Annotated in this window: 12 protein-coding genes and 1 pseudogene; 1 reads left to right on the top strand and 12 read right to left on the bottom strand. The window is 41.7% G+C overall.

What is annotated here, in order from left to right; genetic code table 11:
* Window positions 1-11: 11 nt before the first annotated feature.
* Window positions 12-493 (bottom strand): annotated as a pseudogene (locus QUE24_RS11870) (NuoB/complex I 20 kDa subunit family protein).
* Complete coding sequence (ndhC, locus tag QUE24_RS11865; protein WP_286304042.1) at window positions 484-840, bottom strand: NADH-quinone oxidoreductase subunit A; 357 nt, start codon at window positions 838-840, stop codon at window positions 484-486. The pseudogene QUE24_RS11870 and the gene ndhC overlap by 10 nt, the downstream one beginning before the upstream one ends.
* Window positions 841-1,134: 294 nt before the next feature.
* On the opposite strand from ndhC, the gene QUE24_RS11860 reads away from it, so the two are divergent.
* Window positions 1,135-3,768 carry a hybrid sensor histidine kinase/response regulator gene (locus QUE24_RS11860; protein WP_286304041.1) on the top strand — a complete coding sequence of 878 codons (2,634 nt, stop codon included), beginning with the start codon at window positions 1,135-1,137 and terminating at the stop codon, window positions 3,766-3,768.
* A gap of 37 nt (window positions 3,769-3,805) precedes the next feature.
* On the opposite strand, the gene QUE24_RS11855 is transcribed toward QUE24_RS11860, so the two are convergent.
* Genes QUE24_RS11855 through QUE24_RS11810 form a run of 10 tightly spaced genes read right to left on the bottom strand, consistent with a single transcriptional unit; the run spans window position 3,806 to window position 15,367 of the window.
* Window positions 3,806-5,296 (bottom strand): phosphomannomutase, encoded by a 1,491-nt coding sequence (locus QUE24_RS11855; protein WP_286304040.1) that lies wholly within the window; start codon window positions 5,294-5,296, stop codon window positions 3,806-3,808.
* Between the two features lie 9 nt (window positions 5,297-5,305).
* Window positions 5,306-6,703: a mannose-1-phosphate guanylyltransferase/mannose-6-phosphate isomerase gene (locus QUE24_RS11850; protein WP_286304039.1), complete on the bottom strand. Its 1,398-nt coding sequence runs from the start codon at window positions 6,701-6,703 to the stop codon at window positions 5,306-5,308.
* 31 nt (window positions 6,704-6,734) lie between these two features.
* On the bottom strand, window positions 6,735-9,125 hold the full coding sequence (locus QUE24_RS11845; protein WP_286304038.1) for a tetratricopeptide repeat protein: 2,391 nt from the start codon (window positions 9,123-9,125) through the stop codon (window positions 6,735-6,737).
* 9 nt (window positions 9,126-9,134) lie between these two features.
* Window positions 9,135-10,508: a VPLPA-CTERM-specific exosortase XrtD gene (gene xrtD, locus QUE24_RS11840; RefSeq protein ID WP_286304037.1), complete on the bottom strand. Its 1,374-nt coding sequence runs from the start codon at window positions 10,506-10,508 to the stop codon at window positions 9,135-9,137.
* Window positions 10,490-10,663 carry an archaeosortase/exosortase family protein gene (locus QUE24_RS11835; RefSeq protein WP_286304036.1) on the bottom strand — a complete coding sequence of 58 codons (174 nt, stop codon included), beginning with the start codon at window positions 10,661-10,663 and terminating at the stop codon, window positions 10,490-10,492. Before QUE24_RS11835 ends, xrtD begins: the two co-directional genes overlap by 19 nt.
* A 32-nt stretch (window positions 10,664-10,695) precedes the next feature.
* Entirely contained in the window at window positions 10,696-11,826 is a 1,131-nt protein-coding gene (locus QUE24_RS11830; protein ID WP_286304035.1) for a WecB/TagA/CpsF family glycosyltransferase, read from the bottom strand.
* A 2-nt stretch (window positions 11,827-11,828) separates the two neighbouring features.
* On the bottom strand, window positions 11,829-12,437 hold the full coding sequence (locus QUE24_RS11825; RefSeq protein ID WP_286304034.1) for an acyltransferase: 609 nt from the start codon (window positions 12,435-12,437) through the stop codon (window positions 11,829-11,831).
* 47 nt (window positions 12,438-12,484) lie between these two features.
* Window positions 12,485-13,201 carry a hypothetical protein gene (locus QUE24_RS11820; protein ID WP_286304033.1) on the bottom strand — a complete coding sequence of 239 codons (717 nt, stop codon included), beginning with the start codon at window positions 13,199-13,201 and terminating at the stop codon, window positions 12,485-12,487.
* A complete protein-coding gene (locus tag QUE24_RS11815) occupies window positions 13,202-14,431 on the bottom strand; it encodes a glycosyltransferase family 4 protein (RefSeq protein WP_286304032.1) in 1,230 nt (409 codons plus the stop codon).
* Window positions 14,432-14,443: 12 nt separating this feature from the next.
* Window positions 14,444-15,367 carry a glycosyltransferase family 2 protein gene (locus tag QUE24_RS11810; protein ID WP_286304031.1) on the bottom strand — a complete coding sequence of 308 codons (924 nt, stop codon included), beginning with the start codon at window positions 15,365-15,367 and terminating at the stop codon, window positions 14,444-14,446.
* Window positions 15,368-15,370: the final 3 nt, after the last annotated feature.

Raw genomic sequence — 15,370 nt, 5'->3', positions numbered from 1 at the left:
ACAGGTCGCTATCAGGTTTGTCTGGCTATGGTGTTAGTACGATGAATTTTTTCTGCAGCTGTAATATGCCATACAGTAAAGCTTCAGCAGTTGGTGGACAGCCTGGCACATAGATATCGACGGGGACAATCCGATCGCAGCCACGAACAACGGAATAAGAATAATGATAATAACCACCGCCGTTGGCACAGGAGCCCATTGAAATAACCCAGCGTGGTTCGGACATCTGGTCATAGACTTTACGCAAAGCAGGTGCCATTTTGTTTACCAGCGTGCCAGCCACAATCATCACATCCGATTGACGCGGACTGCCTCTGAATACAATGCCAAATCTATCCAAATCGTAACGAGCTGCCCCGGCATGCATCATTTCTACTGCACAACAGGCCAGACCAAATGTCATTGGCCATAAAGATCCGGTTCTTGCCCAGTTAATGAGTTTGTCAGCCGATGTGGTGACAACGCCTTTTTCGAGAACACCTTCTATTCCCACTCCAGCGCTCCTTTTTTCCATTCATATACAAACCCAATTACCAAAATGGCTAAAAATAGAAACATGGCCAAGAGACCAAACACACCGATCTCATCTAAAACAATGGCCCATGGGAAAAGGAATGCAATTTCTAAATCGAAAATGATGAAAAGAATAGCAACAAGATAATAACGAACATCAAACTTCATGTGGGCATCTTCAAAAGGTTCGAATCCACATTCATAGGCTGATCGTTTTTCACTGTCAGGATGCCGAGGTCCCAATACAAAGCCGGCCAGCAATGGCAGAACACCAAAACCGATGCCGATGATGATAAACAACAAAATCGGGAGATAATTCTCCAGCATGCTGTGCTTCCTTCGGATGTCTCGACAATTCAGCATGAGGGACTCGCGTCTCTGCTCATGCCCCTGACTACATTCTTAAATATTTGATGTAATCATCATCCTCGATACTACACACTAAAAACGTCAATGAGAAGTCACAATATGCGTTAAATCATGATTTTGAGAACGGCTTTAATACTGGACAGGATAGGAATGTTTGTGCTCGAATAGCCGCTGCTTTAAATTTGTGTTGATTATGCCAACAAAATGGCATTCACACTTTCATAATAAAAATAAAAAGGTACATCATTTCAGGTGAGTAAGAGTAAGTGGTTAAGTAAACCTGTTGTGGTTGCCATCGTTATTTTATTAGTCGCAGTGATAACAGCCACTGTGGCTGCGTCGCACCTGTTTTCCTTGATTCAGGAAGACGTGACTACACGCCTCAATACCGCACTGACCACTTCCATCAATCGCGTTAAACAGTCCTACACCAATCATCAACGTAACAGCCTTTACTGGGCAGAAAACACTGTTATCCAACAGATTTCTTTATTAGCGAATAAGCAGGATAACAAAGTGATGCAACAAGATTTATATCGACTTGTTGATGGCAACATCAAAGCGATATTGAGCAATGAAGGTTACCTTGACTACAAGCTGTTCTCAACGCATGGCGACATGATTTTATCGGGAGTGAGTGGCTTTGCAAACGAAGACAATAAAGTCCGACTTCCCCTCAACATCCGTACGGATTTACCGACAAACACAGTCTACACTTCCCATCCTTTTATGCCTTCAAGCTCATGGCAGAAAACACTTGGGCAGAATTACCCCACGCCAACCATGCTCTTTATTGCCCCCGTTCATGATTGGGCTGGAAAAACAGTTGCTTTTTTTGCTTTCGAAATCGATCCCGACAAGATTTTCAACCCTGCTTTTCATGAAAACCAAGTGGGGCAAACAGGCCAAGCCTACGCGATAGATGAACATGGGCGAATGCTCACTCAAAGTAAGTTTACTAAGCAGCTTATCCAAGCCGGATTAATTGATGCTGCTCATCCATTAAGCGAATTGGCACTGGAAGTGCGAGATCCCGGCGTTAATCTCTTAAGCTCTGAGAAAAAACCAGTTGCTGCAAATGCTCCGCTTACGCTGATGGCGAAATCATTGACCCAACACCAGACGGGTGTGAGCCTGAAAGGATATCGTGATTATCGCGGTGCCAAAGTCATCGGTAGCTGGCGCTGGGATGACCATCTGAATATGGGAATCGTGACGGAAACAGAAGTCGCCGAAGTTTATAAACTCTATCGTTCCCTATTATTCAGTGTGGTTATCAGCATCGTATTTGTGATTTTCATGACGGCATTTGGTACCTATTTCTATCGCCGCTCAACGCAACAACGCATTGCCTCACTACAACAACGTGATGCCATCATAAAACAGACTGATGATGGCTTTGTCACTATTGATGATGTTGGAAAAATCACCATGGTGAACCCCGCTGTCTGTCTGTTATTTGGTTATCAGGAAGCGGAACTTATCGGTCAACCAGTTTCTATTCTGATAGATAAAAATGAACGACATAAACATGATAGTTATCTTAAGCATGCCAATATTCATGAGCCTAAAATCATACACAGAACGCGTTCTTTATCTGCCACCAGAAAAGACGGCACCGAATTTCCCATTGAACTTAACATCAGTCCGATGCAATTTGGCCATCGGAAATTCTATATTGGTGTAATTCGGGATATTTCAGAACGTCACCAATATCAGCAAGAGTTAATCAAGGCCATGCAACAGGCCAAGCACGCTAATGAAGCAAAAAGTGAATTTCTGGCAAAAATGAGTCATGAACTTCGCACACCACTCAATGCCATCATTGGTTTCTCGCAGCTCTTACAGCTAGATGATCTAAATGAAGATCAGCGTGAATCGGTCAGCATGATCGAGAATTCAGGAAATCATCTACTCTCACTGATTAATGACATACTGGACTTATCACGTATTGAAAGCGGCCATATGTCAGTCTCAGTGGAAGATGTGCAATTAAAACCGCTTATTGATGACCTTATTCCCTTTATTCAAACTCAAATTCAGTCTTTAAATCTGCATATTGAAGAGTCATATCCAGCCAATATTTCATCTTTATTTGTGAAAGCCGATCACATTAAACTCAAACAGGTGTTACTCAATCTTTTATCTAACGCGGCCAAATACAACAAACCGAATGGCAAAATTAAGATTATTATAAGCAGTACTTATAAATCCTCTCTTCGTATTGCTATCCAGGATACCGGCTACGGCATTGATGAAAAATTACAACGTCGCCTGTTTGAACCTTTCGATCGTCTTGATAAAGATAACTCAGGTATACAGGGCACCGGTATTGGTTTAGTCATCAGCCGAGAGCTGATTAAACTTATGAACGGACGCTTTGGCTTTGAAAGTGAGCAAGACAAAGGCGCCACATTTTGGATTGAACTGCAACGTTCCAAGGCGACAAACGGCTCTCTATTATCATCAGAACATCACGAACCAGAACAAATGGAGGATGACTCCAAGGAACACGTCAAAATCTTATGTATTGAAGATAACCCAACTAATCTCAATTTGATTAAACGTGTCTTTAGACAATATATTCAGTTTGACCTTATCGCTGCTAGCGATGCTGAAACAGGCTTGGCATTAGCCAGACAATATGAACCAGAAGTCATTCTGATGGATATTAACTTACCGGGGATGAACGGCTTTGAGGCATTAGAAGCACTCAAACGTTCGGCGATCACCCGTGACATCAAAACGATTGCACTGAGCGCGAACGCCATGCCACAGGATATAGATAAGGGGTTAAAGGCGGGTTTCGATTATTATCTGACTAAGCCAGTCAACTTTGAATTATTAATTGAGACCATCAACCGGGCATTGGAGAGACCTATCTAACCCTGGAACCATCAACATTTAGATATACAGACTTTTATTAAACAGGTTCAGACCAGTCACTCATCGCTTTCAAAGCAAGTTGATTCAGCTCTATGGCTCGTTCTTCACGACTAGCTTCAGTATAACAACGTAATTCAGGTGCATTACCAGAAGGCCTGATATGAATGATTTCATCATCTGCAAAACATAGTCTGACACCATCAGTTGTATCCACTGCTTTGATCTCGCCCATAAAAGGAAACAACTGTTGTACTTGCATGCTATTAATCTGCTTATCCACTATTAACGTATCCAGCAATAAACGGCTTTTTTCCAATGCGAAGTTTTTCAGGCGATCGCTGCTGGTATAAATCGCAGGCATCGATGCATTTAGTTCAGAGACTGTCTGTTGCCTTTGTTTTGCCAATAATAAGACACTTAAAATCACAATGATGGCATCACGTGTGGGTAGTGGACTTAGAGTTTTTCCTGATAGCTCAATGGCTGATTGCTGCAGAAATCCACCATTCGCTTCATATCCCACCACACCTTTTTCAGGCGAGTTTGTAGCCGCTGTTTGCATGGCTGCTATCACATAGGGTGAGCCGATTCGTGTTCGCAACACCTGTTCAAAAAAGTCGGCGTTCACGCAAGAGTTACTACTGACAGGCGTAACCACGATATCCGCCCTCAGGTAGAGCGCGGTTAATAAGCCGACAATATCGCCTCTGAGCCAGTGTCCATGTTCATCACTGCTCAAAGGTCGGTCACTATCCCCGTCTGTTGACACAATGGCATCCAGAGCATGTTCACTTGCCCACTGTTGAGCAAGTTCGACATCTTCAGGCCGAATGGCTTCAGTGTCTACTGAGACAAACTGCTCACTCCTGCCTAAACTAATAGTGTTGGCTCCTAATGCAGACAAGATTTGTTGCAGCACATCTCGACCCACAGCAGAATGCTGATATACACCCACCGTCATGCCTGCCAAACAATTATCTGGTAAAAACTGAGTAAAGCGCTCAATGTAGTGTTTTTGAGCAGATAAAGATGGCTCAGTTAAAACAGCATCTTGTTTGATAAACGCACCATGGTCATCAAACAGCTCATCCGGAATATCAACCCATTGTTGTTTGATAGCTTGCTCATCAGCCTGAAGTATTTCACCTATTGGCAAATTAAACTTCATACCATTCCGATCATCAGGAATATGGCTTCCGGTAACCATAATGGTCGCCATATGATGTTGAATACCGTAAAGGGCGACTGCTGGGGAGGGAATAAAACCCAGATTAACAGGTTGAAGACCATAATGCTGGCAAGCATTGGCGACTGCATTCATAATTCGTGGACTGCTGGACCTCAAGTCACCACCGATACCAACTTGATCCCCTTTCTGTATCTGATTCTCATGAATCAAATGCTGCAAAAATGCTGAGGTATAAGCAAAACACACTAAATCTGTCATGTCTTTGACAAGACCACGGGTACCACTTGTACCGAATTTGACGCCAGAATCTGACATCAACTGTTCAATATGAATGTTCATTTAGATAGCTTAGTGTCGATGGTAATTATCCTGGAAGCGAACAATATCGTCTTCACCAAGATAGCCACCGGATTGAATTTCGATAATTTCTAGAGCTACTCTGCCAGGATTATGCAATCGATGTTTTTGCCCAACAGGAATAAAGGTAGATTCATTTTCTGACAGTAAAAAGACTTCATCTTCTCTGGTCACCTCTGCTGTACCTTGAACTACTACCCAATGCTCAGCTCGATGATGATGCATTTGCAATGAAAGAGATGCCCCCGGTTTTACTCGGATACGTTTGACCTGAAAACGTTCGCCAAGATCGATGGAATCATAATAACCCCATGGTCGATAACAAAGCCGATGATTTTCGGCTTCAGAACGTGATTGTTTTTTTAGCTTGGCGACAATGTCTTTAATGTCTTGTGCTTGGTCTTTGCTGGCAACCATGACCGCATCAGCTGTTTCCACAATGACCAGATTTTCAACACCTATAGCCGAGACAAGTCGGTGCTCACTGTGTATATAAGCGTTCTTTACATTCTGTATTTCAACATCACCCTTGAGAACATTATTATTCTCATCCTGTTGTGAACACTCCCACAGAGATGACCAGGATCCAACATCGTTCCAACCAGCATCAAGAGGAACCACCACCGCTTTTTGTGTTTTTTCCATTAAAGCATAGTCGATGGAATCAGATGGACAGGCCTCAAAAGCCTCTTTACTCAAGCGTACAAAATCTAAATCCTGTTCGCTGTTGGCAACCGCTAAACGACACTGTTCAACGATGTCGGGATGAAACTTGCTCATTTCCTCAATTAATACTGATGCTTTGAACATAAACATGCCACTGTTCCAGTAATAATCACCTGAGGACAGATACGCTTCAGCCGTAGCAGAGTCAGGTTTTTCGACAAACTGCTGAACAGCAGAAATCGTGGCTTTTTCCTCAGCTTGAATATAGCCATAGCCAGTATGAGCGCAAGTTGGAACGATACCAAATGTGACTAAATTTCCGGCCATAGCTTGTTGTTCAGCGAACTTTATTGCTTGATGAAAAGCGTCAATATCGGCAATCACATGATCAGCTGCCAACACTAAAAGTACGGGGTCTTCTTCACGTGACAAGGCCTGAAAAGCGGCACTGACAATTGCCGGTGCCGTATTTCTGCCTACGGGTTCCAACAGAATGCTGGGTTTCTCAATATCAATTTCGAGTAATTGTTCCGCCACCATGAATCTGTGGTTCTCATTACACACCACTATAGGCGGTGAATTATTCAAACCACCTAATCTAAGGATGGTTTGTTGAAACATGGAGTCATCACCAAACAAATTTAAAAATTGTTTGGGTTTATGCTTACGTGAAAGTGGCCACAAACGCGTACCACTTCCTCCCGACATTACGACAGGTATCATTGAAATTCCCGATTTAACTTATTATCCGTTATCAATTGTTCAGTGAGCTGATGGCTGAATCAATATCCACTATTAAGTCACTTTCATTATTTTGTGATGCTTGTTGTTTAGCCGTGTTCAGATATTGTCTTGCTAGCTCACTATTACCTTGTTTTACATGTAACACACCTAGGTGATAATTAAATACAGCGACATTGGGCTCTAATGCTACCGCCTGTTCAAGTACTGGCTTAGCTTCATCCAGCTTATTTAATTTCACATTAGCCCAACCATAGCTGTCGAGAAAATAAGGTTGTGTTGACGTTTTAAACCGTTGAGTAATTTCCAAAGCGCGGTTTAAATTCTCAGGCGACTCAAACCGATCCGTTAATAAGCTGGCCAGATTATTGGCAGCAATATCGACATTATTATTTTTTGCAAGAATGCCTTCATATAGATCACGTGCCTCAGCATAATTGCCACGTGACTCTTCAATGGAAGCTAGCTGTAAAGAGAATCGAATGTTGTCATCGACATTATCAACGGCTTTTTTCAGTATATTTGCCGCTTCGGGTAACTTGTCATTCCGCAAATAATAGTCAATTAATAAAGAGTAACCCAGCGTCCATTTTTTCTGTTCGGCAAGCTTTGATTCAAGAATATCGATTGCCTGTTCGGCTTTTTCTACTCTGAAATAATGAATGGCCAGTGTTGCAAATCCATTCATCGAGTTAGGATTTTGTTGATTAAAATTGTTCAGATACGTTTCTAACTGTTCATTTTCTCCCAACGCTTCCATTGAGGTTGCCAGACCTTGCATCGCACGACTTGAATTTGGAGCTAATTCAAGCGCCGCTTGATACTCAGCTTTTGCCAGAGCATAGTCGCTTTGGCCTTCGTATAATTGTCCAGACAGAAGATAAGAAAGTAAGGTATCCCCTTGCTGATCTTTAAGTAGATCAATGGTTTCAATACCTGCCTGCCAGTCTTTTTTCAGAATTCTGACTTCAGTCAGTTGCTGGAGTAAAGTGGCATTTGTAGGATTTTGCTCTAAAGCGGTGACTAGTACCTGCTCAGCTTTGTCATAATTATTTTCGTTAACTAACAACCCTGCTACCGTTAATGCTGCAGTGGCGTTATGTGGATTGGCTGCCAAAGCTTGTCTGAAGCTATCTTCTGCGAGCGCATCAGAACCCTGTCTTTGATACGCTTGAGCCAGCAAGATCATGGCTTCATCTGAATCAGGTGAGTTTCTTAATACTGTTCTCAGGTCAGTCACCGCTTGATCATATTTTTCATCCATCAAGTCCAGTTTTGCTCTGACCAGCAATGCCCCACTTTCTTCTGGCGCGACATCTAAAACGGCTTGAGCCAGCTCACGCGCTTTTTTGAAATCCTGCTGTGATGCGTAATATGACGCAAGCATGACTCGAGCCTCATTGCCATTGATCCCTTGTGGATCTTCGTTAATGATATCATTGAGCTCTTTGACAGAACCTTCAACATCACCGTTCTTGTCTAACAACGCGGCTTTTGCGAAGCGTAACTCATAATTCTCAGGATCAGCTTCAATCATCTCATCGAGTTTTGATAACGCTTCTTGTGGGTTTTTCTGGTTAATTAAACCTAATAAGAATTGCTGAGCTTCATCATCCTCTGGATGATTTTTTAGGAAGGTTTGCAGAAGCGTTAAAGCCTGATCATAACTATCTAATTTTGATACCAGCAATTTGGCATAAGACATGACCACTTCACGTTCATCAGGTTTACGAGCCAAAATATCTTCGTAGACATCAGCCATGCCTCTATAATCTTTCATGTCGTTATACAGACTGAGTTCGATTAAACGCAGCGACATATCTTCAGGATACTTTTCAACCGCCTCTTTTGCTTTTGCTAGTGCAGCAGGAAGCTCACCTTGATCTTTTAAAATGAGAACTTGCAGTGAGAGAATATCTTTATGTTCTGGATAATCATTAGAAACTTCAGCAAGCAGTGTTGATGCTTCATCAAATTTTTCTTCTTTCGCCAGAATAGACGCTTTCAGAATTCGACCATCAAAACTTTCCGGTTTTATTGATAAGGCTTTATCAGCTCGTGTGGTCGCCTCGTCAAGTTTTCCACCGAGCAGATACAATCGCCCCAACTTTATCTGAGCATCAACGTGATTGGGATCAAGCTGCTCAACAGTGGTCAAGTTGGCAAACATTTGTTTCCAGTTTTTGTTTTGCTCGTCTAACAATGCCAGTCGATAGTAGGGCTCTGCTTGTCTAGGATCTATCTGAATAGCATTTTTGTATTCCAGTCGAGCCTTATCGTAGTTTCCATTATCAAAAAACTCATTACCACTTTCTACATAATCTGCTGCGGTATCAGCTGAACTGCCACAGCCAGCTGCCATTCCCAACATCAACACCAGTAATAAACGTTTACTCGCTTTCATATCCCTACCTTATTCCGCAATATATTGTTTTAACTTCGGCTCGGCGACCTGCATAAATGACAACAAACGTTGTTCAGCCTGAGCGACAGTTTCATTATCCGCTACCATTGTTACCATTCTTACTAGTGAGCCATCAGTTCTGTTTTTTATAATTGAATCTTGTAATAAGTACCACTTATTGATGTATTCGTTAGCGACAATACGACCATGTCCCTGAAACCAATAATAGACCAGCTGTTCTTGTGTGCCTTTTTTGATAATGACGCGGTTAGCTGGATGACCATTTGCTTCAATTCGGTCAAATGCTGCAATCTCCCAGCCACCGCCGGGTATGCAGACACGAGGCGAATGCGGCGATTCGCCTTTCCGTTGGGTTTCGTAATAAGCCACATAGAAGTTGACGGTTTGCTTTTGTGCATTTTGATAGTTGGCTAATAAATAATCCGTCATGGCCAGCTTCGACTCAACATCACTCCCGAGTGGCATTTGGTAACCGGTCCATTCATCCAGTTTCATTGGGAAATTCACTAAGGCGTTGTGCTCTGGAATAATTTCCTGGCGATTATCAATGTAGTGTGTCACCCCATAGCTCGAAACAAGGGTTAACACAGTTAGACTAAAAATCACCATATTCCGTGATGATGACGTACTACCATCCTGGAGTATGGATTTTGTATTTGAGTATTGCTCGACGCCAAACACATCGGCAAATGAATTGCCTGTAGTGAGTTTTTCCATTAACCAAATCAGTAAGGCAAGTAGACCCGCACAAGCCATAAAAATGATCCAGCCTTCAAAATCATGCAAAAAACCTTCTGCTTGAGCTATACCCCAGTTATCAACCAATACACCAATCACGCCAATGCGAAAGCTGTTCATCAATATCGTAATAGGAATCGTAGCAAGAAAAATCACGGCTTTTTTCCAAAAGCTGGCACGGTAGAAATATGCAGCAATAAAGCCCAAGCTCATTAGCGGGAACAGGTAACGTAATCCACTGCAGGCTTCCACTACCTGAAGTTTATAGACCCCAAGATCAATGATATTACCCTCAAGATAAACAGGGATATCAAATAAACGAATGACTTGAACACCTAACCATGATGACACTAATTGCAACTTGGCTGTCAGTACCACTTCAATGACATAGGGTAAAGGTATAGCAAATAATAATAATAAGATTGGAGCTAATGTGTATCGACTAGCCTTGCCTAGGAAAATCATTGACAAGCCTACTAACGTCACAACAAATGAGTATTGGATGAGGATGAATAAAGCGCTTAACTCACCGAGAATGTATACAAGAAGTGAAAGAATAATTAAAAAATAACCACTCCACATGGGACGAGTCACCGATGAGAGAATCAGGTTTTTTTCTCCCATAAGATGTAGAGGCTAACTAATGGTATAAGAAAACCATGGCTGTACTCTTCTTCTATCCCCCATCTTAAATAAGCTCTTGCAATACCATCCCAAAAAGTAATACAAGCCAACACAAGCGTGACGATAAATACACTTGCTTTTTGATAGCTCAACACTGTGTCCGCTCCTTGCCTTTACTTAAAATAAATTAACCTGAGATTACCTTGAATCGTTTTAAAACGCCAGCTAATGACAACAATCGTTTAATTTTCTGCTCAGGATTCAATATGAGAAGTTCACAACCATACGAATTGAGCTTACCTTGGAGCGTCAGTAGTCTCGCCATAAAGGCACTATCAATATAACTGACACTACCCAAATCAATTTTTAATTGAGAGCGATTGGCTAATAATGTCGTATTTATCAATGCGTCCAGTTTTTCAAGGTTAGTTGAATGGAAACACCCCGTCAGAAGTAGCGTCTTCGTATTAGGTTGCCAGTTAACGGTATTCTCGTGACTTTTACTTTTTTTATATTTCTTATCAACAAAATAATAAGGAAGTTGCTTGGTGAGTAATAACAGTGCCAAGCTCCAACCATCTTTGAGATAACGCTTCCATAAATTCGGCTCTTGTTTAATCCGCCACAACCATTCCAAGCCAAATTTTCGCCACTTTTCTGGTGCACGTTTCACCGAACCTGCAACAAAGTTAATCACCGCCCCCAGATGGCTAATGACAGGCGAATTCAGATTAGCCATATTATGCATAATCCAAGCCTGACCTTTTTTGGCACCCAAGGCAACAAGGACAAAATCTGCCTGAGAGGCGTTGATTTGCTCAATAATGTGATCTTGACTCATCTCTTCAATGCTCACAAATCCTGGATCATAAAATCCAACACTGACCATACCTTTAGAATAGCTGTTGAGTTGCTCATGAGCTTGTTCAGCAACACCTGGTTCGCCACCGAAGAAAAACACGCGAATCGGTTTTTCTCGATGAGTGTCAGACAAAAATTGAAATAAGTCAGAGCCAGCTACGCGTTCCTCGACGGGTAACCCCATCATCTTGGCCAACCACACTAAAGGCATGCCATCTATAACAGACAGATCACTTACAGCAACAGATTGATAAAAAGTGTCATCCTCGTGTGCTGCAATCGTGAAATTGATATTCGGTGTGGAAAGAAAACAGCGTTTGTTAGATGAAATGGCTTGCTCGATTAACTGTGCGGATTCAGGAATAGTTACAAAGTCGAAAGGTAAGCCCATCAAAACAAATTGCTTTTCACGGTTCATCGAAGGGCTACTCTCAGTTAACTTAGCCTCTATTTTCATTCTTATTCATCCAGTTGTTCTGGAAAAAAGAACTTCTGTCTCATCTTTTTTAGTTTTGGTTCTATAGATGAGTCATAATCTCCATCACGCATCTGAATTAGATAATTCCACGGATAGCTATCTGTTTGTTTCTCCAACTTTTCTACAAATTGCTCTAATGTTGATATTTTTTTTGCTGGAACACCAACTACAACAGAGTCCTCTTCAATATCTTTAGTTACAACAGCACCTGCTCCGACTACAACATTAGGTCCAATAGTAACACCAGGTAAAATTATTGCTCCATGACCGACGAAAACATTATTTCTGATATCTACTTTACCGACTGAGTCTAACTTTTTGTTGAAAGCCTTATTTAATACAGCGATAGACCCATCATGCCCCAAAACTGTACATTTTGTTAGCATTACGTTATCACCAAGAGATGTATACTCTGGATCCGTAATGTTTGTATAAGGCCATATCACCACATCTTTTCCCATGTGATATAGATTGCCCCATTTCCTTATATACTCTGAATACTCAGCAGCACTTGGTTTGCAAATTTTTAGATATAGACTTTTAAGCCTACCTGTTTTGAATGCAATGATTTTTATTATTTTGCTAAGCATACGTATCCTCCACAAAGGTTCGGAGATAAAAGAAATCCCCAATGCTATTATCTTTTTGTTTCATTGCTCATGCCCCACATTTCTTGGTGAGAACCCTTGGCAGGTAAATCAAAACAACAATGTGCATACACCCAGCCAATAAATTCAACTAATACCGTTTTCGCTCCAGCACTGGTTTGCCACCAATTGGCTAATCTAAATTCTTTTGGAGATGCGCTGATAATACCGATAGGAATAGCTAAAGCATCAAACGCCTGTTTGTACAAAAAATAAGTCCTGCGGCTATGCACATTTCCTGAAAACACATTAATCCCTTTCACCTCATCTATTGAAGGTGCTGCTTCAATAAACTTTCTCACCATCACTGCACTGAGATAGGTTCTATCTTGAGCAGAGGCAGGTGTTGGAATTACCTTAAGGTTGTCCATACTTAGACCTAATAATTTCAGTTGATGGGCAGCTTGTTCAGCATAAGAATCAAACTGATCAGTAAAATTCCTCGCTTCAGGCCCACCCGTGGTGATCACTAAATCATAGTGACCAGATTTATATTCCATATAAGCCTGGCTGAGCGCATCAGACTCAAGCCAGCCCTCCACAACCAGAATATTAGCCTCAACAGGTGCTTGTTTAGCTAAAAAAAACGCAACATTGTTTATAAAGAATATGGCGATGGTCAACAATAACAAAATAAAAATGATGACCGACCATATGGTGGGAAGAAGAATAAAGCGTCGCCTGAAAAACCATCCCTGTTTCTGCATCTATTGATTACCAATTGATTCAGCAAATAGTGTCTCTAAACGCTTAGCATTAATATCTTGTGCAAATTCTTGCTGCACTTTCTTCTCAGCATGACTGATGAGCGCTCCCCGTAAAGCTTCGCCCTTTATCAGCTCGAGCATCGCCGCAGCCAATTGCTCACTATTACCTGGCTCAATTAATTTACCAGTTTTCTCATCAATCACAAGCTCTGGGATACCAGAAATTCTAGATGAGATGACGGCAGTCCCAACCATCATCGCTTCCATCAATACAACAGGAATACCATCCATATCGCCCTGTTTATCTCTTTTACAAGGTAAGACAAATAAATCCAACGCTCTGACAAATTTGACCACCTGATCATGAGGCAATGGTCCCAGAAATACGACTTTATCGTTTAATTCAAGTCGTTTAACTTGCTGCTGTAACTCTTCTTGCAGTGGTCCTGATCCAGCTATCTCAACAATAAAATCAGAATATTGTGACTTAAGAATAGCTAAGGCGGAAATAAGCGTATCAATGCCTTTTTTCTCAACAAGCCTACCGACAAGACCTATACGTACTGGGCTTGATACTGTTGTTGAAGACTTGCGAGTGAACACGCGACTATCTACACCACAACGAATAATTTCTAATTTATTAGGATCAACTTGATAAGTCTGCTGAATATACTGGCGATTAAAATCCGATATTGTGGCAAAGAAACTAGACCTTTCCACCTTTTTATCTAACAATAAACCACGTTCGAATATATCGTTTGCATGTGCGGTGACACTGAAAGAAATTCCCGACATCATACTGGCGTACATAGCAATATCAGTAGGCACATGCGCAAAATGCACATGTAGATGTTGAATAGCATTATCTTTTAATTGTTGAGCTAGCTTAGCGGCATAAAAAAACCGATAAAACAGGCCTAATGCATCCCGAGATAGTATGTTCACCTTGAACATATCCCCCACACACTCAGTAAATGCTTTTAAATAATGAATCGGTTTTTTAGAAAGTAAGTTGAGGTGACTAAAAAAAACATGCTTCTTTGGCGTTGCGTAAAGATAGTTCACCTTTGAGCGCAGTGCGTCAAGATGTTTATCAGTGGCAGGCATTATCGGTTTATGAACAGAGAACGGTATTATCTCGTGCCCTAGCTCACTTAGAGCCAAAATCTCGTTATACACAAAAGTGGCAGATAACGCGGGTATCTCTGGTGCAAGATATGCCAGTTTCAAAGGTTGCTCCTACTAGCTGTGTGATTGTTGCCAAACAACAGCTTGTTGTTCATTTAACTGCTGGGTTGCGTCAGCTTTCCCTTTAACAAGACACTGCCATTGGTAATGGCGAATAAACGCAACCAGTGCTTTATCAGCAAATCTTGGTTGACGTGTCAGCATACTTTTCACATATCCCCACCACATAGCTGCACCACCGAGAAAGTATGGAGGATGTAGCATACGGAATACAGATGATGCCGTCATGTAAATCAGCCCGGTACCCATAAAGTATTGGCCAAATCCGTGACGCATACGTCCTGTAAATATACCTTTCTGACTCGAACCCATCGGTCTCAAGTGGATAAACTGTAAATCAGGCTCATCCCAGCTAACGGCAATCCAACCTAGCTGGCGACATTTATGACAATCGATTCCATCCCACATCACTTGCCGGACAAAACCACCAATTTCTTCAAAACACGTACGGCGATAAAACTTTGTCATCCCAACCGACATCTCATCGCCACACTTTTCACTGATAAGCTGGCCTGATTTTTTATCTCTAAAATAGGCTTTACCACTGCATGTACCAATGCGTGGGTTCTTATTCATGCGATCAATCAAAATCTCAAAATAACGTGAGGGTAAATCTAAATCCAAATCAAATTTACAGATAAAATCAAACTGACTGACGTCCACTTGGTCATAGCCATAGTAAAAAGCCTCAATAACACCGGGACCTACACTACGATGCCCTCGGTTCTCACGCGTAATCACTTTGATAAAAGGATATTTTTCAGCATACTCAGCCAGAACTTGTGGCGTAGCATCAGTTGAACCGTCATCAACAACCACCCATAGATCAGGCTTAATAGTCTGATTCACAACACTATCCAGCGTTATTCGCATATAGTCAGATTCGTTGCGACAAGGTGAAACCAGTAAGTAACTCATAAG

It is taken from the genome of Methylophaga marina (assembly GCF_030296755.1).
In the GTDB taxonomy this organism is placed as follows: domain Bacteria; phylum Pseudomonadota; class Gammaproteobacteria; order Nitrosococcales; family Methylophagaceae; genus Methylophaga; species Methylophaga marina.
Note: the sequence above shows the minus strand (reverse complement) of the source record. Positions and strands in the feature narration are given on the sequence as shown.